Source organism: Mycolicibacterium llatzerense (assembly GCF_025331195.1).
Classification (GTDB): domain Bacteria; phylum Actinomycetota; class Actinomycetes; order Mycobacteriales; family Mycobacteriaceae; genus Mycobacterium; species Mycobacterium llatzerense.
In genome coordinates this window covers 1,691,333-1,713,060 of the sequence record NZ_LXOV01000001.1, presented here as the reverse complement: position 1 = coordinate 1,713,060, position 21,728 = coordinate 1,691,333, and the positions used below count along the sequence as shown (strand labels likewise).

Below are 21,728 nucleotides of genomic sequence, written 5' to 3'. Positions count from 1 at the left end.
ACCACATGGACGAGTCCGAGGGCGGCCCGGTCGCCGAGGATGTGCGGCGCCGTATCGTCAGCATGCTCGATGCTGGCGCCCTCCGGCCCGGTGACCGCCTCGGCTCCGAACGCGAGATGGCCGAGCGGTTCGCTGTGTCCCGCGCGACGCTGCGCAGTGCCCTGGTTCCCCTGAGCCGTGCCGGAATCCTGGAACGGCGGGGCGGCCGCGCGGGCGGCACCTTCATCAAGACCGTGCTCGTCGAACGCAACGTCGCCGAACTGTCAGGCCTGCCGAACCGGCTCAAACAAGGCGGGCATTCCACCACCCGCAGCCGGGTGCTCGCCACGGCGTTGCGCGGCGCCACGGCCACCGAGGCACAGCGCCTCGGAGTCAAGCCCGACACCGAGCTCGTCGTCGTGCAGCGGCTGCGGTACGCCGACGGTTTCCCGCTGTCGGTCGACTGCGCGCACCTGCTCGCCGAGCGGGTGCCCGACCTGCTGGAGCAGCCCCTCGGTGGCTCGATCTACGACATTCTGGCGGTCCGTTACAACCTGGCCCCGGCGTCGTCGGTCGAGAGCATCGAGGTCGTCAGCGCCAATCCGCGTGAGGCCGCGTGGCTCGAAATCCCCACGCGCACTCCCCTGTTGGCGATGACGCGCGTCACCAGCGACGCCGACGGTCAGCCGTTCGAGTACTCCGAGGACCTGTTCCGAGCGGACCGCGTCCGGCTGGTCGCCAAGACGACGGTGACAGCCGAACGCGAAACGCTCGGCACCGACGGCCGCGTCGAGCTCACCGTTACGGCGTAGCCGCCGTCCGGCGTGACGGCCACCAGTTGTACTTGCCGACCAGCACGGCGAGCGCCGGCACGGTGACGGTACGCACGATCAGGGTGTCGATCAGCAGGCCGACGCCGATGATGAAGCCACCCTGCACCATCGAGCCGATGCTGCTGAACAGCATGGCGAACATGGGTGCGGCGAAAATCATTCCGGCAGAGGTGATCACGCTGCCGGTGCTCCGGACGGTGCGAATGACGCCCGAGCGGATACCGTTCGGGGATTCGTCGCGGATGCGGGAGATCAGCAGCATGTTGTAGTCCGCGCCGACGGCCACCAGCACGATGAACGCCATGCCCGGTGTGCTCGCCGCCATCGGCTGGCCGCCGAAGATCTGCAGCACGATCACCCCGATGCCGAGCGACGACAGGCACGAAAGGATCACGGTGCCAACGAGGTACAGCGGTGCGACGATGGCGCGCAGCAGCAATACCAGGATCAGGAAGACGACGATGACGGTCATCAGCACGATGTACCGCAGGTCCTTGTTGAAGTAGTCCCGCAGCTCCGCGTAGTACGGGGTCATGCCCGACATCGCGATCTTCGCGTCGGCGAGCGACGTATTCGCCTGTGAGCCTTGCGCGGCAGCGAGGATCGCCTTCACCTGATCCATGGCCTTGGTGTCATACGGGTTCAGCGTCGACTCGACCAGGTACCGCGCCGAATGCCCGTCCGGCGACATGAAAACCCGTGCCAGGTCTTTGAACTTGTCGTTGCCCAGGATTTCCGGCGAGATGTAGAAGCCCGCCGCGCCCGGCTCGGATGCGTGCAGCTTCATCGCGAGCAGGAACGCCGAGGCGTGCGAAAGCCCCTCGCCCAGTTGCTTGGTCTGGTCGTCGAGGACCCGCAGCCCTTCGGCGATCTTCCGGCTGCCCTCGGCCAGCGCGTTGGCGCCCTCCTGCAGGGCCGCCATGTTCTGCTTCATCCCACCCGGGCTACTGCTCGCACCGCTTCCGCCGCTCCCGCCAAGGGAGCGAAGGGCTTTGGCCGCCGAGTCCAACGAGGGCTGCATCTTGTGCAGACCGTCGGACAGTCGCTGCAGTTGGTCGCGCTGGCCCGCACAATCCGGATCGTTGTCGCAGCCGGGGTTGTCCTTCCGCTGCGCCAGCAGGGCATCGGCCATTGCGACCATGTCCTGGAAGTTCTGGCTGCCCGACCTGGGTGGGATGTTCGGCACGTCGCCGGAATTGCGCACGGCATCCATCTCCCGCTGCGCGTCCTGGAATTCCTGCGAGCTCTCGAGCTGGTCCTTGATGCTCGCCATGCTCTTGTTCAGGTTGTCGAGCACGCCCATGGTCTTGGTCAGTTGGCTACGCACGGTGGCCAGGCTGTCGGCGAGCTTGCCGGCCCCGCCGACCAGGGCCTGTCGTTGGTCGACGCTGCCGTTGATCTTGTTGGTCGCCTCCGCGAGCTTGTTGCCGATCTCGCCTGCCTGGAAGCTCAGCGTGGCCTGTCCCAGCGGGGCGCCGGTCGGCCGGGTGACACCGCGGACTGCGGCGATATCGGGCAGCTGCGCGACGCGCTGCGCCATCTGTTCGAGGTCGGCGAGCCCCTTGGTGGTCCGCAGATCATGCGGGGACTGGACGAAAAGGTATTGCGGTGCAGTCACACTCGCCGGGAAATGCTGTTCGATCGCGGCCATGCCGATGTTGCTCTCGGCCGAGGCCGGCAGCGCGGTGCGCGCGTCGTAGCTGGTGTGCAGCCAGGCCACGCCGGCGGCCAGCGCGATCAGCACCACAAGGCTGCCGACCAGATGCACGACCGGGCGCCGCACGATGTTGATCCCGGACCGGTGCCAGAAGCGGCTGGTCAGTTCTTTCCTCGGCCTAGCCCAGCCGCGCCGTCCCACCAGCGTCAGGATCGCCGGCAACAGCGTGATCGACGACAGGAACGCCACCGCGATCGTGACGGCCAGCGCCGGCCCGGTGGTCGAGAACACCTTGAGGGTGGTGAAGCTCATGCCAAGGAACGTCACCGCGACGGTGGCCGCGGACGCCGCGATCACCTTGCCGATGGCGGTCAGCGCCCGTGCCACGGCCTCGTCGGAATCCAGTCCCTGCCTGAGGTATTCGTGGTAGCGGCTGATCAGGAAGACGGCGTAATCGACCCCCGCGCCGATCATCATGGCGCTCATGAAGACGACGGTCTGCTGCGAGATGGGCAGGCCCCAGGTCGCCAGGGCCGCCACCCCCTGCGTCGCGGCGGCCTGCGACAGCGTGATGGTCGCCAGCGGCACCAGGATGGTGACGACGTTGCGGTACACCACAAAGAGAATCAGCAGCACCATGACGATCGTGGCGGTCTCGATGACCCGCAGGTCGCGCAACCCGAGTTGTTCTCGTTCGGCGACAGTGGCGGTCAGTCCCGTCATGTGGACCGTCAGGGTGGAGCCGGCGACGGTGTGGTCGACGATGCCGACGACGCGTTTGTATGCCTCGCTGGATTCCGGTGAGCCGAGCTCGCCCCGGATGCCGACGGGGATGAACCACGCCTTGTTGTCCTTGCTGGCCAGCACCTCTCGCATCGGCGGCTGGGAGATGAAGTCCTGCACCATCACGACGTCGTGCGTATCGCGATGCAGACTGTCGACCAGGGTGCGGTAGACGTCTTCGTCGGCTTTGGTCAGTCCGCTCTCGTCGGTGAGCACCACCAGCGCGATGTTCTGAATCCCGGGTTCGTGGAACGCGGATGTCATGTCCCGGGTCGCCGCCATCACCGCGGAGTTGGCCGGCAGCAATTCCTGGTTGCGGTCGCTCGCCAGCTTCATCAGCGGCGGCACGGTCACCGACAGCGCCACGACGAGCAGCAGCCAGGCGCCGATCACCGCCCACGGCCGGCGCAGCACCAGCCGCGCCAGCAGCTCGAAAGCCCCGGTGAACACACCCATGCCCGACCGAACCTTCACGTTGCCTCACCGCCCAGATGCTCGCCGTACTCGGCAAGCGCTTCGACGGTCAGCATCTCATGGTGGCCGCACGCCGCCACGTGCACGGCAACGTCGCCGGTCACCCGCTCGCGCCAGCTCTGCTCGAGGAACGTGCCGCGATCAGCGTCGTCCCGGGTCGCCGCGACCACCACGACATCACCGTGGAACTGCCCGGCCTCGTGCTCCCGGTACAGCGCGACGTTGGTGTCGAAGTTGTGCACCAACAGGTCCAGCAGCCCGTCGTCCACAACACCGGTGAGCTGATCCCGGTCGACGGCCTGGTTGGCGACGCGCAGGCTCGGCTCGGCGTCGAGCAGTACGAGCCGGGCGACCACGGCACCGCGCCGCTGCAGCTCCACGGCGACCGCGTGCGCCACCACACCGCCGAACGACCAGCCGAGCAGGTGGTACGGGCCCGACGGCTGCTCGGCCTGAATCCGGTCGGCGTACGTCGCCGCCATCTCGCCGATGGACCGCGGTTGGTCGGTGGCGGGTTGCTGGATGCCGATGATCGGGGCGTCGACGTAGCCGCCGAGCAACTGGTACGGCCAGCTGACGCCGCTGACCGCGTGTAGGCAGAACAGTGGGACGCCCGTACCGGTCTTGAGTACCTGCACCGGCGCGATCTCGGGTGCGGCCGCGCTGTCCATGGAGCTCGCAGCCAGCCGCACGCTCAGTTCATGCACCGTGGGCGTCTCGAACACGGCCGACACCGACAGTTCGATGCCGAGGTCCGCGCGGACCGCGGCGACCAGGTGCATGGCCGAGATGCTGTCGCCGCCAACGTCGAAGAACGACTCGTCAACACCGACGCGCTCGACGCCGAGCACCGCGCCGTAGCAGGCGGCCAGCGCTGCCTCGGTGACAGTGCCCGGCGCGCGGTAGGCGCCGGCCCGGTATTCGGGCGCCGGTAGCGCGCGGACGTCGAGCTTGCCGTTGGTCGTCATCGGCAGCGCGGGCAGCACGACGATGGCGGCAGGGACCGCGTGGGCCGGCAAGTGCTCGGCCAGCTGGGTGCGCAACGTCGCGGGATCGGCCGTGCCGGTGACGTACCCGACGAGACGCTTGTCGCCGCTGCGGTCCTCGCGGGCGATCACGGCCGCCTGCTCCACGCCGTCGAGACTCGCCAAAGCCGTTTGTACTTCACCGAGTTCGATGCGGAAGCCACGAATCTTGACCTGCTCGTCGGCGCGGCCGACGTAGTGCAACAGGCCGTCGGTATCCCACCGCACCAGGTCCCCGGTCCGGTACATCCGCTCGCCCACGCCGCTGAACGGGCAGGCCACGAAGCGGCCGGCGGTCAGCGCCGATCGGCCGGCGTAGCCGACGCTCACACCGTCGCCCGCGACGTACAACTCACCGACGACACCCGCGGGTACGGGGCGCAGCCAGCCGTCCAGCACGAACAACGCCGTGCCGGGCACTGGCGCACCGATGGGCACCGAACCTGTTCCCGGCGTGAGGATTCCCGTCATCGCCGCGTACACCGTGGTCTCGGTGGGACCGTAGGCGTTGATCACTGAGTGCCCGCACGCGGTCCACCGGTTGATCAACTCGACCGGGCACGCCTCGCCGCCGAGCAGCAGCGCCAGCTGTCCCAGCTCCTCGGGCACCAATACACCTGCCGCGGAGGGGGTTTGGGTGAGAACATTGACGTGTTCGGCCGCGAGCAGTTGCTGGAACTCATCCGCTGCGGCAGTCACCGACTCCGGCACGATCACCAGGCGGCCGCCGTGCAGCAGCGCGCCCCAGAGCTCCCACACCGAGAAGTCGAACGCGTAGGAGTGGCACTGCGTCCACACCGGGTCAGCGGGCAAGCCCGCGAGCGGAACCCCGAACTGCCGGGCCACGTTCCCGTGCGCCACCGCGACACCCTTCGGCACGCCGGTGGTGCCGGAGGTGTAGATCAGGTACGCGACGCTCTCGGCGTCCGGTAGCGGAAGTCGTGTGGCGGGCAGGTTTTCGGCCGTGTCGTCGACGAGGACCGCACCGTTGAAGCCTTCGAGCCGGCCGGCCAGGTCTGCCGTGGTGACCGCGACATTCGGCGCCGCGTCGGACAGCAGGAACGCGAGCCGCTCCGCGGGCAGTGCCGGATCGATCGGCAGGTAGGCCGCCCCGGTCTTGAGGACCGCGAGGATCGCCACGACTGCGTCGATCGACCGGCCGAACAGCACCGCCACCGGCTGGCCGGCGCCCGCCCCGTGGCTGATCAGCCGGTGCGCCAACCGGTTCGAGGCCTCGTCGAGGTCGCGGTAGGTCAGCGAGCGGCCCGCGGCAGTGAGCGCGACAGCGTCCGGTGTCCGGTCGACCTGGGCAGTGAACAGCTCCGGGATCGAGGCCGCCGCAACGGAATCGGCCGCGGCGGCACGGTTGCCGACCCGGTCCAGCTGCGAGTGCTCCTCGGCAGCAAGCAGATCGACCGAAGACAGGCGCTGGGTGGGCGCGGTGGTCATGGCCACGAGCACCCGCTCGAATCGTTCGACGAGCGCGTCGATGGCGGCCGCGTCGAACACGTCGGTGTCGTACTCGACGCGCAGGCCCAGTTCCTCGCCCGGCATGGCCTGCACCGTCAGCGGGTAGTGATTCTGTTCATGGCTGCTGAACTCGGTGATGGTCAGCTCGCCGACGCCGCCTGACGCAGCGGCGCCCAGCGGGTAGTTCTCGTACGCGAACAAGGTGTCGAAGAGCCTGTCCTGACCGGTGATTCGGTGCATCTCGGCCAGCGCCAGGTGCTGATGATCGAGGGTCCGGTTGTGCGCACCCTGCAACTGGTCGAGCAGGTCCGCGGCGGTGGTGGTCGCGGTGGCCGCGGCCCGCACGGGCACGGTGTTGATCATCAGACCGACCATCGAGTCGGCCCCGGCCACATCGGTCGGACGACCGGAGACGGCGGTGCCGAACACTACGTCGTGCCGACCCGTCAGCTGCATGAGCAGTTGTGCGTAGGCGCCCTGCAAGACGACGTTGACGGTGGTGTGACGCGAGCGTGCCAGCTCTCCGACGGCCTGGGTGGTTTGGGCCGACAGCGCAACGGATTTCACGCCGCGGGCACCTGCTGCGGTGCGTGGCGCGACCAGCGTCGGGTCGTCGACGCCGGCCAGCACCTCGGCCCAGGCGGTGCGTGCGGCATCGAGGTCCCGCTCGGCCAGCCACGTGACGAAGCGGCGGTACGGCACTGCCGCGGGCAGTCGGTACCCGTGATAGCCGGCGAAGATTTCGCGCAGCAGAATCGGCAACGACCAGCCGTACATCACGACGTGGTGGTTGGTCAGCACCAGCCGGTGCCGGTGTTCTCCGGTGCGGATCAGCGCAACCCGGAACGCCGGCTGGTCGACCAGCTCGCAGACGGCCGCACGTTCGGCGGCGCGGATGCGCGTCACCTCGGTGTCTGCGCCGTCCGCTGTGGTCAGATCGATGGCACGCCAGGCGATTTCCGGCGCCGTCGGGATGACCTGCACATCGAGTCCGGGGTGGAAGCGGGCGGCCAGGTTCGGGTGACGTTCGGCCACCATCTGCACGGCATCCCGCAGCCGGTCGGGGTCGAGCGGTCCGGCCAGGGTCAGGTCCAGCTGCACCGCATACAGATCGGCGTCCACACCGGACTGCGCGGCGTGGAACAGCAATCCCTGTTGCAGCGGGGTCACCGGCAGGATGTCGGCGACCGGGTACTCGCGCTCGAGCTCGTCGATCTGCCGCTGGTCCAGGAGCGCCGGTGCGATATCCGACGGGGTCAGGCCGCCGCCACCGGAACGGACCAGTGCGCAGATACCCGTCAGCGCGTCGAACCACAACCGGCTCAGCCGTTCGACCTGCGCGCCGTCCAGCGCCGACGGCGCCCACGTCCAATTGGCATGCAGCTGCGGGCCGGCTTCGGTGTCCACGGTGCCCGCGTTGAGCTCCACGGTGTGCATGAGTGGCATCGGTACCGCGGTGGCCGCGCCGGTGACCTCGGCTGCTGCTGAGCTGTCCCGGCCGACCTGCCACAGCTCGTCGGACAGCTCGGACCCACCGCCGAGTCGGCCCAGGTAGTTGAATCCGATTGCCGGATCGGCTGTTTCGAGATCGACAGCGTCGTTGAGGTATCGCAGCAGACCGTAGGTCAGCCCATCTGGCAGGGCCCGCAGTTGCTCCTTGGCGTTCTTGAGCACCGCGGCCAGCGCGGCGTCACCGGATGTCACCTGCGCCCACGACACGTCACCGACCGTGATGGCCACCGGGTACTTGGTGGTGAACCAGCCGACGGTGCGTGACAGGTCCAGCTGATCGGCGATGTCGTCGTGGCGTCCGTGCCCCTCCACGTCGATGCCGATGGTGCGACCGCCGCCGACGAATTCGGCCACGGCCAAGGCGAATCCGATCAGCAGTACGTCGTTGATACCGGCATGCAACGCCGCCGGGGCCTCGCGCAGCAGCGTCTGCACCGTGTCGACATCGTCCAGCGTGACCGACAGCTGCCCGGCTGTGGCGAACGTATCCCGCTCCGGCTCAACGGCCGGCAGCAGCGCCGGCGTCGCCGCCACCTGTCGCCAGGCCTCCGCCTGGGCAACCACCTCAGGCGCCGCGGCGTGTTCGACAAGCACCTGCGCCCAGCGCTGGAACGAGGTGCCGTTCGCCGGAATCTCTATGGGCTGGCCCGCACGGGACTGCAGCCAGGCGACGTTCAAGTCCTCCAACAGGATTCGCCACGACACCCCGTCGACCGCCAGGTGGTGGATGATCAGCACCAGCTGACGCGCCGGCGCCACCCATAGCGCGCTCAGCATCACGCCGGCCGCCGGGTTCAGCCGCGACCGCGCTGCGACCACGGCGTCCTCGGTCAGCTCGTCGACCGTGCGCAGGTAATCCGTGGCATCGACCGCTCCCACTTCGGGCACCTGCAGCGTCCAGCTCGCGTCGGCCTGCAGGCGCAGCATCGCGTGCCGATCCATCAAGGTCTGCAACAGCATTGCGACGTCGGTCTCGGTGACGCCCGCCGGAGCCTGCACCACCATGGTCTGGTTGAACTGGCCGGTCGGGCCGTCCACACCGGCCAGCCACCGCATGATCGGCGTCGCGACCACCGGCCCCACACCGTCGTCGATGACATCGGCCGCATCGCTGACGGTCCCGACGACCAACGCCAGTCGGGCCACCGTCTGCTCGACGAAGACGTCGCGCGGCCGGCAGGTCAGGCCGGCCGCCCGCGCCCGGGCCACCACCTGCATCGACATGATGCTGTCGCCGCCCAGCTCGAAGAACGAGTCGTCCACACCGACCCGCTCGACGCCGAGGACGTCGGCGTAGACCGCGGCCAGCGTCTCCTCGACCGGCGTGCCCGGCGCCCGGTACTGGTCGACGTTGCCGTAGGTCGGAGCGGGCAGTGCCCGCCGGTCCAACTTGCCGTTGGGGGTCAGCGGCAGCGTCGCCAGCGCCACCACGGCGGCCGGAACCATGTACGCCGGAAGGTGTTTGGCCACTGCGGTCCGCGCCTCGGCCGGGTCCGCGGTGCCGGTGATGTACCCGACCAATCGCTTGTCGCCGGGGCGGTCCTCGCGCACGATCACCGCGGCCTGCCGGACGCCGTCCAGACCGGCCAATGCCGTTTGCACGTCGCCCAATTCGATGCGGTAGCCGCGAATCTTGACCTGCTCGTCGGCACGGCCCAGGTACTGTAGTTGACCATCGCTGCCCCACCGCACCAGGTCGCCGGTGCGGTACATGCGTTGTCCCGGTGCGCCGAACGGGCACGCCAGGAAGCGCGACGCGGTCAATCCCCCGCGCCGCACGTAGCCCGCCGCGACACCCGAGCCGGCCACGTACAGCTCACCGACCACACCGACCGGCACCGGGCGCAAACGCTCGTCCAGGACGAAAGCTGCCGCCCCCGAGGCCGGAGTACCGATCGGCACGGCGGGTGACCCCGACGAGAGCGGCGCACTGACCGCCGCGTAGATCGTGGCCTCGGTCGGACCGTAGGCGTTGATCATGACGCGGCCCGTGGTGTTGCCGTCGGTCGCCCAGCGGTCGACGAGTTCGGGTGGGCACGCCTCGCCCGCCACCACCAGCGACGTCGACTCCAGCCCCTGCGGGGACAACATCATTGCGGCGGAAGGGGTTTGGGTCAGCATCGTGACGCCCTCGGCCACCAGGAGTTCGTGCAGCTCCTCCGGCGAACGAGCCACCGTCTCGGACACCACGACCAGGCGTCCGCCATGCAGGAGGGCTCCGAAGATCTCCCACACCGAGACGTCGAAGGCCAGCGAGTGCCACTGGCTCCAGACGCGGGACGTCGGTAGTTGGTCGTGGAGCTGCCCCAGTAGTCCGACGACGTTGCGGTGCGTGATGGCGACGCCCTTCGGCACGCCGGTGGTGCCGGAGGTATAGATCAGGTAGGCGACGTCATTCGCATCGGGCACCGGAGGCGTTGTGGTGGGCTGATTTTCGATATCGGCGTCGGCCATGTCGATGACCGGTCGGCCGAACCCGGCCAGCCGCTCCACCAGATCACCGGTGGTGACGGCAGCAACCGGCATGGCGTCGTCGAGCATGAAATCGATACGGGCCGACGGCAGCGCCGGGTCGATCGGCAGGTAGGCCGCCCCGGCCTTGAGCACCGCCAGGATCGAGACGATCGCTTCGGCCGACCGGTGGCACAGCAATGCCACGGTCTGGCCCGGACCCGCGCCATGCCCGATCAACCGGTGCGCCAACTGATTTGCCGCCGTATCCAGCTCCGCGTACGTCAGGGTCCGGCCCTGCCAGGTGAGCGCCCCGGCGTTCGGGGTGCGGGCGACCTGGGCGGCGAACAACTCCGGAATGCACCAGGATGCTGCGGCCGGCGCGGTCAGGACCGCGCGGTGGCCGAGCGTGTCGAGGTGCGCCTGTTCTGCGTCGTCGACCAGACTCACCGACGACAGCGGCCGCTGTGGGTCGGCGGTCATCGCTGCCAGCAGCAACTCCATCCGGTTGATCAGGGCCGCAACGGTTTCGGCGTCGAACACGTCGGTCCGGAACTCGACCTCGCCGCCGATGCCGGCGGGTTGCCCTGTCGCAGTCCAACGTTCGGACAGCGAGAAGGTCAGGTCCATCCGGGCGGACTGGGTACCCAGGGGGATCGACGTGACGTCGACGCCCTTCAACCCCGAGCCGCCGGCCGGATCGGTCAGCCCGGTGAAGTTCTGCCAGGACAGCATGACCTGCACCAGCGGATGGTGGGTGAGGCTCCGTGCGGGGTTGACCCGCTCCACCAATACCTCGAACGGCACGTCCTGGTGCTCGAAGGCCTCCAGACTGCGGGTCCGGACCTGGTTCAGCAGGTCGGTGACCGTCGGGTCGCCGGTCAGGTCGGCGCGCAGCACCAGGGTGTTGACGAAGAAGCCGACGAGATCGTCGAGAGCGGGATCACGTCGTCCGGCGATCGGGAAGCCCACTGCGACATCAGCATTCGTACTGACCTTCGCGAGCGTCGCCAACAGTGCGGCCTGGACGACCATGAAGGTCGTCGCGTTGTGCTCCCGGGCCAGCCGGGCCACCTGCTCCTGCAATTCGGCAGGCCATTCGACGGCCACCGTCGCACCGGCCATGTCGGCGACCAGCGGGTAGGGCCGATCCGTGGGCAGCTGCACGCGCTCGGGCAGCCCGGCCAGCGCGTCCTCCCAGTACGCCAGCTGCGCGGCCACCCGGCTACCGCTGTCGTCGAGACGGCCGAATTGTGCACGCTGCCAGAGCGTGTAGTCGATGTACTGCACCGGCAACGGCGCCCAGTCCGGCGCCTGACCGGCGCACCGGCTGGCGTAGGCCAGACCCAGATCGGCGACCAGCGGTCGCAGCGACCAACCATCGGCAGCGATGTGATGCACCACGGCCACCAGCACGTGCTCGTCATCGGCGACGCGGAACAGGCGCGCCCGCAACGGGATATCGACGGCCAGGTCGAAGGTGCCACGCGCGGTGGCCTCGAGGGCGTCCTGCAGTCGGCCGGCCGACCACTCCGTCGCGTCGACCACGTCCCAACCGAAATCGGCACGCGCCGCGGGGATCACCACCTGCTGCGGGGTGCCGTCAGGTGCGGTGAGCAGCGTGCGCAGGCTCTCGTGCCGGCCGACGACGTCGGCCAGCGCGGCGCCGAGCGCATCGACGTCCAGCGTTCCTCCGAGCCGCAAGGCCGTCGCTATGTTGTAGACCGGCGAGGGTCCCTGCACCTGGTCGACCAGCCACAGCCGGTTCTGCGCGAACGACAACGGCACCACGTCCGGACGTTCGCCCGCGGTCAGCGGCTGCAGGCCGCGCTCACCCGCGACGATGCGCGGAGCCAGCTGCGCGATGGTCGGTGCCTCGAACACCGCGCGGACCGGAAGATCAACGTCCAGTGCGGAATTGATCGCCGCGACCAGCCGCATCGTCGACAGTGAGTCGCCGCCGAGATCGAAGAACGAATCATCGACACCGACCCGCTCGATACCGAGGACCTGCGCGTACACGCCGGCCAGGATCTCCTCGGTGAGACTGCCCGGGGCCCGGTACACGCCCGCAACGTATTCCGGCTCCGGCAGCGCGCGGGTGTCGAGCTTGCCGTTGACCGTGACCGGCAGTTCCGGCAGGCCGACGACCGCGGCCGGGACCATGTAGCCGGGCAGACGCTGAGCCAGTGTCGCCCGCACCTGCGCCGGATCCACGGACCCGACGATGTAGCCCACCAGGCGCTTGCTGCCGGCCTCGTCCTCGCGGGTGATCACCACTGCCTGCTCGACACCGGCTATGGCGGCCAGAGCGGAACGCACTTCGCCCAATTCGATGCGATGCCCGCGAATCTTGACCTGTTCGTCGGCGCGGCCGAGGTACCGCAGCTGCCCGTCGGGGCCCCAGCTGGCCAGGTCGCCGGTCCGGTACATCCGGGTTCCCGGCGCACCGAACGGGCACGCCATGAAACGCGTTGCGGTCAGCGCCGATCGGCCCCAGTAGCCGACGCCGACGCCGCGGCCCGCGACGTACAGTTCGCCGATCGCGCCGGGGCGCACTGGACGCAGCCAGGCGTCGAGCACGAACAGCGCGGCGCCCGGAACCGGCGAACCGATCGGTGGCGCACCGGAACCCGCCGCCAGTGGCGTGCTCTTGGTCACCCACATGGTCGTCTCGGTCGGACCGTAGACATTGCGCATCACGCGACCAGGCGCCCACCGGTCCACCAGTTCCGGCGGACAGGCCTCGGCACCGATCAGCAGCGCCATCGATTCCAGGCCTTCCGGCGACAACACACTCACCGCGGACGGGGTCTGCGCGAGCACCGTCACTTGCTCGCGAACGAGCAAGGCATGGAACTCATCTGCCGAGCGGACCACCGCGTCGGGCACCACCACCAGGCGCCCGCCGTGCAGCAGGGCAGCCCAGATCTCCCACACCGAGAAGTCGAACGAATAGGAGTGGAACTGCGCCCACACCTGATCGGGACCGAGCTCGAATCCGAGGTCCAGCCCCGCGAAGAGCTGGGTCACGTTGCGGTGCGTGACCGCGACACCCTTGGGCAGCCCGGTGGTTCCGGACGTATAGATGATATGCGCGATGTCGTCGGGTCGCGGTCCCGAAAGTGTTGCCGTGACGTGGTTTTCGCCATCTCCGGCGGTGACGTCCAGCACTGGCACACCGAGGCCGGCGATCTCGTCGACCAGTGCCGCGGTGGTGACGACTGCCACCGGTGCCGCGTCGGTGAACATGAACTCGACGCGGTCCGCGGGCAGCGCCGGGTCGATCGGCAGGTACGCCGCCCCGGTCTTGAGCACCGCCAGGATCGCCATGACCGCGTCGGCCGAGCGCGGGAACACCAGGGCCACGGCCCGTCCCGGGCCCGCGCCGTGGGCGGCCAACACGTGCGCCAACCGGTCTGACGCCTCGTCCAGTTCCCGATAGGTCCGCGCCGACGCGTCGTAGGTCAGCGCCACCGCATCCGGCGTCCGCGCCACCTGCTCGGCGAACAGCCCTGGAACCGTCTCGCCGGCAACGGGTTCCGCCAGCACACTCCGCCCGCTCCACTGATCCACCGTGGCCTGCTCGTCCGGCTCGAGGGCAGCGACGGCCGAGACCGGTTGTCCCGGTTCGGTGGTCATGGCCACCAGCACCGTCTGCAGCCGCTGGATCATCGCCGCGATGTCGGCCGCGCCGAACACCGTGGTGTCGTACTCGATACGGATGGTCAGTTCACGACCGGGCTGCGCCTGCACCGTCAGCGGATAGTGCGTGGATTCGTGAGTCGCGACATCCGTGACGGCCAGCTCGGCATCGCTCGACAGCGCCGCGGTGTCCACCGGGTAGTTCTCGAACGCGAACAGGGTGTCGAACAGCTGGTCCTGACCGGTGATGCGATGAATCTCGTTGAGCGCCAGGTGCTGATGGTCGAGGGTGTCGTTGTAGCCACCCTGCAGCTGATCGAGCAGGTCCGCCGAGGTGGTCGTCGCGGTGAGGTGGGCGCGGACCGGCACGGTGTTGATGAACAGGCCGACCATCGATTCGACGCCGGAGACTTCGGCGGGCCGCCCGGACACCGTGGTGCCGAACACCACGTCGTGGCTGCCGGTCAGCCAGCACAGCAGCTGCGCGTACGCCGCCTGCAGCACGGTGTTGATGGTGGTGTGCCGTGACCGCGCCAATTCACCGACGGCCGTGGCGATTTCCGCGGGCAGCGTGACGGTCTCGACGAACCGGGGTCCCGACTCCGTGCGGCCGGTCGGTCCGACCAGCGTCGGCGTATCGATACCGCGGAGCAGTTCGCCCCAGGCGGCGGTGGCCGCGTCGTGGTCCCGGTCGGACAGCCAGCTGACGTAGTTGCGGTACGGCGTGGCCGGCGGCAGCCGGTGGCCGTGATAGCCCGCGAAGATCTCCGCCAGCATGATCGGCATCGACCAGCCGTCGAGCACGATGTGGTGGTTCGTCAGGACGAATCGGTACCGGTCGGGTGCGACTCGGATCAGTGCGGCGCGGAAGACCGGGCCCGTGGTCAGGTCGCACACTGCGGCACGCTCGACCGCGCGGATGTCTGCCAGCTCCGCTTCGGAATCGAGTTCCAGGTAGCGCCAAGCGGTTACGGGATCGGCCGGGATGACCTGCACCGGCTGCCCGAACCGCGGGTGGAAGTTCGCCACCAGGTGCGGGTGCCGGGCGATGACGCCGCGCACTGCATCGTGCAGCCGGTCGACGTCGATTTGCCCGGTGATCCCGATGTCCAGCTGTCCGGCATACAGGTCCTCGCCGCCCTGGGCGGTGGTGGCGTGGAAGAGCAGACCCTGCTGAACCGGGGTGAGTGGCAGCACGTCGGCGACGCCGTGATGCTGCTCCAGCTCGTCGAGCTGCTGCTGGCTGAGGCGCGCCGGCGCGATGTCCGACGGGGTGAGTCCTCCCCCACCGTCGGCGACATGGGCGCAGATGCCGGACAGTGCCTCGAACCACAGCCGGCTCAGGCGGGTCACCTGTTCCTCATCGAGTGCTGACGGAGCCCAGGTCCAATTGGCATGCAGCCGTGGGCCATCCGGAGTCTCGATGGTTCCGGCACCCAGTTCCAGGGTGTGCATGAGCGGCATGGGGATGGCCATCGCTGCGACGGCGGACGAATCCCCGATGCGCCAGAGCTCCTCGGAGAGTTCGGCGGTACCGCCCTGGCGCCCGAGGTAGTTGAAGCCGATGGCCGGATCCGGTCCCGCCACAACCGCATCCGAGTTCAGGTAGCGCAGCAGCCCGTAGGTCAGGGGGTCCGGCAGCGCGCGGAGCTGCTCCTTGGCGTCCTTGACGAGGGCGCCCAGCGCGGTGTCACCGGTCATCACCTGCGCCCAGGTGACGTCCCCGAGGGTGATCGACACCGGGGACTTGGCGGTGAACCAGCCGACGGTCCGGGTCAGGTCGATGTCGGAGCCGAGTTCTTCCTGACGCCCGTGTCCCTCGACGTCGATGCCGATCGGCGTGCCGTGCGCACCGGCGAATTCGGCCAGCGCCAAGGCGAATCCGATTACCAGGATGTCGTTGATGCCGGCATGGAACGCCGCAGGGGCGGCGCCGAGCAGCGTCGCGGTGGTCTCGGCATCCAGTTCGGCCGCCAGGTGCCCCGCAGTGACGAAGGTGTCGACCGCGGGCTGCACAGCCGGCAATACGGCCGGAGCCTGCGCCACCTGTTGCCACGTGGCGACGTGTTCGACGACGCTCGGATCCTGGGCACGCTCGACGAGGACTTCCGCCCAGCGCTGGAACGACGTGCCGCCCGCCGGCAACGCCACCGGCTGACCGGCCCGGCGCTGCATCCACGCGATGTTGAGGTCTTCCAACAGGATTCGCCACGACACCGCGTCGACGGCCAGGTGGTGGATGATCACCGCGAGCTGCCGGGTGTCCGCCACCCACAGCGCGGCGAGCATCGTCCCCGCAGTTGGGTTCAGCTGCGCGCGAGCCGCGGCCAGTGCGTCGTCGGACCAGGTGTCCGCGGTGTGCAAGCACTCCCGCGCGTCCACGGTGCCTGGTTCAGCCGTGGTCAGCGACCAGCCACCGGCATCGTCTTCGTCGACACGCATCCGCAGCGTGGCGTGGCGATCCAGCAAGGCTTGCAACAGGAATACCGCGTCGGCCTCGGTGGCAGCCGCCGGTGCCTGCACCACCACGGTCTGGTTGAACTCGTCGGTGGGGCCGTCGACGCTGCGCAGCCATTCGATGATCGGGGTGGCCGGCAGCGGCCCGACGCCCGAGTCCGATTCCCCGCCCGAGTTCTCGCTGACCTCGACCACCCGGGCCAGCCGGGCGACGGTCTGCTCGACGAACAGGTCCTTGGTCCGGCAGGTCAGGCCTGCCGCGCGCGCCCGCGTGACCACCTGCATCGACGAAATGCTGTCGCCGCCAAGGTCGAAGAACGAGTCGTCTACACCGACGCGCTCGACGCCGAGCACCGCGGCGTAGATGCCGGCGAGGATCTCTTCGATCGCGTTCGCGGGCGCCCGGTAGTCGCCCGCGGCGTACTCGGGCGCCGGCAGAGCACGGATGTCGAGCTTGCCGTTGGCCGTCAACGGCAGCTCCGGAACGACGACCACGGCGGCCGGAATCATGTACGCCGGCAGCCGATCTGCCAGCGCGGTACGGACTGCTAGGGGGTCGGCCGATCCGGTGAGGTAGCCGACCAGCCGCTTGTCCCCCGGCCGGTCTTCGCGGGCGATGACGGCGGCCTGTTCGACTCCGTCGAGGTCCGCCAAAGCTGCTTGGATATCGCCCAATTCGATGCGGTAGCCGCGAATCTTGACCTGATCATCGGCTCGGCCCAGGTAATCCAGCTGACCGTCGGCGCGCCAGCGCACCAGGTCACCGGTGCGGTACATGCGGGCGCCGGGCCCGCCGAACGGGCAGGCCACAAAGCGCGAGGCGGTCAGCCCGCCGCGGCGCAGATATCCCGCGGCGATGCCGCCGCCGGCGAGGTACAACTCACCGACGACACCGATCGGCACGGGCCGCAGATGGCTGTCGAGTACGAACGTCGAGCCGTTCGGTACCGGCGAGCCGATCGGCACCGTCGGCTGTTCGGGCGTCAGTGGCGCGCTGATCGCGGCGTAGATGGTGGCCTCGGTGGGACCGTAGGCGTTGATCATCGCGCGGCCGGCCCAGCGGTCCACCAACTCGGTGGGGCACGCCTCGCCCGCGACCACGAGCGTGACCCCGTCCAGACCCGTCGGCGAAAGTGCGCCTGCCGCAGAGGGAGTCAGACTCAGCACGGTGACCTGCTCGGCCACCAGCAGCGCGTGCAGGTCTTCCGGTGCCCGCGCGACGGACTCGGGTACGACGACCAGTCGGCCACCGTTGAGCAACGCGCCGAAGATCTCCCACACCGAAACGTCGAACGCCAGCGAATGCCACTGGCTCCAGACCCCCGCGTCCGGCAGGCCGGAGTCCGGGGCGCCGATCAGCTGAGTGACGTTACGGTGCATCACCGCAACACCTTTGGGGACACCGGTGGTGCCGGAGGTGTAGATCAGGTACGCGACGTCGTCTGCGGCGGGCCCGGCCAGTGCCGTGTCGGGCTGGGCGTCGGCGGGGTCATCCACCTCGATGACGGCCACGTCCAGGCCGGAGACCCGGTCCGTCAGGTCACCCGTGGTGACCACCGCGACCGGCGTGGCATCCGTGAGCACGAATTCGACGCGGGACGCCGGCAGCGCCGGGTCGAGCGGCAGGTACGCCGCACCGGTCTTGAGCACCGCCAGGATCGCCACGATCGCTTCCGCGGACCGCGGAAGCAGAAGTGCCACAGTCTGCCCCGGCCCGGCTCCGTGTTCAGCGAGCAGGTGCGCAAAGCGGTTGGCGCGCTTATCGAGTTCCGCGTAGGTCAGTGTGCGGCCGTCGCAGCTCAGTGCCGCGGCGTCCGGGGTCCGCGCGACCACCGCCGCGAACACTCCCGGAATCGTGGCATCGCCAGCAGGCCTGGTGAGTGCGGTCCGGTTGCCGATGGCATCGATACGCGTGCGCTCGGCGTCGTCGAGCATCTCGACCGTGGACACCGGCGCTGTGGGATCGGCACTCACGGCGGCCAGCACCCGCTGCAACCGTTCGATGAGCGTCTCGATACTGCCGGCGTCGAAGACGTCGGTGCGATATTCGACGGTTCCCGCGATGCCGGCCGCCGCACCGTCGTCGGTCCAGCGCTCGCCGAGCGAGAACGTGAGGTCCATGCGGGCGGTCTGGGTGTCCACCGGGAGCGGCGTCACCGCCAGGTCGCCGAGGGTCAGCCCGGCACCGTGCTGTCCTTGGCCGGGCAGGTTCTGCCACGCCAGCAAGACCTGCACCAGCGGGTGGTGCGTCAGGCTGCGCGTGGGGTTGAGCCGCTCCACCAGCACCTCGAACGGCACGTCCTGGTTCTCGTACGCCGCGAGGCTGCGCTGCTGTACCTGCGCCAGCAGGTCGGTGAAGGTCGGATCGCCGGTGAGGTCGACGCGCAGCACCAGGGTGTTGACGAAGAAGCCGACCAGGTCGTCGAGCGCCGGGTCGGTGCGGCCCGCGATCGGGAAGCCCACGGCGACATCGGAACTCGCGCTGACCGTGGACAACAGCAGGGCGAGCGCGGCCTGCACCACCATGAATCCGGTGGCGTTGTGCTCGCGCGCCACCCGCGCGATCTGCTGCTGCAATTCGGCCGGCCAGTCGATGGCGACGGTCGCGCCGTGCTGATCGGCCACCAGCGGGTAGGGGCGGTCGGTCGGCAGTTGCAGCCGCTCGGGCAGCCCGGCCAACGCGTCCTGCCAGTAGGCGAGCTGCGTCGCAATCGGGCTGTCGCCATCGTGCAGATCGCCGAATTGCGCACGCTGCCAAAGCGTGTAGTCGACGTACTGCACCGGCAGGTCGGACCACGGCGGTGCCTGTCCGGCGCAGCGGCTCGCGTAGGCAATGCCGAGGTCGCGCGCCAGCGGCGTGATCGACCAGCCATCGGCCGCGATGTGGTGCACCGCGGCCACCAGCACGTGCTCGTCCGCGGATACCCGGAACAGGCTGGCACGCAACGGAATCTCAGTGGACACGTCGAAGGCGTAGCGCGCTGCGGTGTCGACGGCGTCGTCCAGGCGGGCAGTCGACCAACCGGTCGCATCGGTGCTCTCCCAACCGATGTCGGCCTGGGACACCGGCAGCACCACCTGCTGCGGCACGCCGTCCGGTGCGACGAACACGGTGCGCAGCGCTTCGTGCCGGGCCACCACGTCGACCAGCGCGGCGCGCAGCGCTTCGGCGTCCAATCGCCCGGCGAGCTTCAGTACCGTCGAGAGGTTGTACGTCGCGGACGGACCCTGCAGCTGCTCGAGGAACCACAAGCGGTTCTGCGCGAACGACAACGGGATGACCGCGGGCCGTTCTCCTGCGACCAGCGGATCCCGGCGCGGCGTGGACGTCCCGATCCGCGGCGCCAGCTCGGCGATGGTGGGCGCCTCGAACACCGTGCGCACCGCCAGGTCGGTATCCAGCGCGGCGTTGATCGCCGCGATCAGACGCATCGCGGCGATGCTGTCGCCGCCGAGGTCGAAGAACGATTCGTCGACACCGACGCGGCTGTGTCCCAACAGATTCGCGAAGATGCCTGCCAGGATTTCCTCGACAGCCGTCGCCGGCGCCCGGTACTCGCCCACCGCATAGTCGGGTGCGGGCAGGGCACGGGTGTCCAGCTTGCCGTTGGCGGTCAACGGCAAACGGTCCAACGGGACGATCGCCGCGGGCACCATGTAACCCGGGAGTCGCCCGGCCAGCTCGGCTCGCACCGCGGCCGGATCAGCGGTCCCGGTCACGTACCCGACGAGGCGCTTGTCACCGGGTCGGTCCTCGCGGGCGATCACCGCAGCCTGCTGCACACCGTCCAGCGCCGCCAAAACCGTTTGGATATCGCCGAGTTCGATGCGGTAGCCACGGATCTTGACCTGCTCATCAGCGCGGCCGAGATAGGTCAGCTGTCCGTCGGCACCCCAGCGCACCAGGTCGCCGGTGCGGTACATCCGCTGGCCCGGCGCCCCGAACGGGCAGGCCACGAACCGCGAGGCACTCAGTCCGGCACGCCGCAGATAGCCGACGCCCAACCCGGCACCGGCGACATACAGTTCGCCGATCACCCCGGGCGGCACCGGCCGCAACGAGTTGTCGAGCACGAACAGCGCGGCGCCGCCCACCGGCGAACCGATCGGCACCACTGCGGATTCCGCCACCGACTCGGCCGTCAGCGGCGCACTGATCGCAACGCACATCGTCGTCTCGGTCGGCCCATAGGCATTGACCATCACGCGGCCACCGGTCGCCCAGCGCTGCACCACCTCCGGTGAGCACGCTTCACCGACCGCGACGAGCGTCGCCGACTCCAGTCCCACTGGAGACAACACCGCTGCCGCTGTTGGGGTCTGGGTCAGGACGGTGACGCCTTCGGTCACCAAGGTGTGGTGCAAATCCGCCGACGAACGGGCCACATCGTCGCCGATCACCACCACGCGGCCACCGCGCAGCAGCGGACCGAAGAGCTCCCACACCGACACGTCGAACGCCAGCGAATGCGCATGACTCCACACCCCGGCGGCCGGCAGGCCCGCGTCGAGAGTGCCGAGCAGCTGGGTCACATTGGCGTGGGTGAGCCCGACGCCTTTGGGCACACCGGTGGTGCCCGAGGTGTAGATGACGTAGGCCAGCGCGTCGGCGTTCGGCATCGGCAGCGCTGAATCAGGCTGTGCCGCAGCGTCGGCAACGGTGACGACCGCTCCGCTGAAGCCCGACAACAGTGCCGGGTCGGTGGTGATCGCCGCGACCGGGGCCGCGTCGTCGAGGACGAACTCGATCCGCGCCGACGGCCACGCCACGTCGACCGGCAGGTACGCCGCGCCGGTCTTGAGCACGCCCAGTATTGCGACGATGGCGTCGGTCGATCGGGAAAGCAGCAGCGCGACAACCGAACCCGGCCCGACACCGTGGCTGGTCAGCAGGTGGGCCATCCGGTTCGACGCAGCGTCCAGTTCCGCGTACGTCATCGACGCGCGAGCGTCAGCTGCGACTGCCGCGCCCGCGTCGGTGATCGCCACCGCGTCGGGAGCGCGCCGGACGTGGGTGGCGAACAACTCCGGAACGGACGGCTGGACCACCGTCCGCGTCAAGACATCCCGATGACCGATCGCCTCGATCCGGGCGCGCTCGTGCGGCGTCAGCAGATCGACCGTGGACAGGGCTCGGCCGGGGTCGGCGGTCATGGCCGCCAGCACCGCCTGCATCCGGCGCACCAGCGCTTCGACGCTCTCCGCATCGAAAACGTCGGTGCGGAATTCGACGATGCCGCCGATGCCGGCGGGTTCGCCTGTGGCGCTCCACCGTTCGGACAGCGAGAACGCCAGGTCCATGCGCGCCGCCTGGGTTTCCACCGGCAGCGGAGTGACCGTCAGGTCGCCCAGGGTGAGGTTGCCCGTGCTGCCCACGTGCTGCCACGGCAGGTTCTGCCAGCCGAGCATCACCTGGACCAGTGGATGGTGGGACAGGGAGCG

Annotated in this window: 3 protein-coding genes (1 of these 3 cut by a window edge); 1 reads left to right on the top strand and 2 read right to left on the bottom strand. The window is 69.2% G+C overall.

Translation table 11 applies throughout. From position 1 onward, the window contains the following. Positions 1–5: 5 nt before the first annotated feature. Positions 6–791, top strand: a complete 786-nt coding sequence (locus A7G45_RS08430) for a GntR family transcriptional regulator (RefSeq protein WP_043399605.1) — start codon at positions 6–8, stop codon at positions 789–791. Here the strand turns inward: A7G45_RS08430 and A7G45_RS08425 are convergent. After that, positions 781–3,726, bottom strand: a complete 2,946-nt coding sequence (locus tag A7G45_RS08425) for an MMPL/RND family transporter (protein ID WP_260935727.1) — start codon at positions 3,724–3,726, stop codon at positions 781–783. The genes A7G45_RS08430 and A7G45_RS08425 overlap by 11 nt on opposite strands. After that, positions 3,723–21,728, bottom strand: partial view of a non-ribosomal peptide synthase/polyketide synthase gene (locus tag A7G45_RS08420; RefSeq protein ID WP_260935724.1) — the 3' portion only. It continues 13,008 nt past the right edge of the window; the window shows 18,006 of its 31,014 coding nt (coding positions 13,009–31,014); the start codon falls outside the window, past its right edge; the stop codon is at positions 3,723–3,725. The genes A7G45_RS08425 and A7G45_RS08420 overlap by 4 nt, the downstream gene beginning before the upstream one ends.

Coding starts and splice junctions, on each gene's coding strand:
- A7G45_RS08430 (WP_043399605.1), top strand. CDS start 6: ATGGACGAGTCCGAGGGCGGCCCGGTCGCCGAGGATGTGCGGCGCCGT.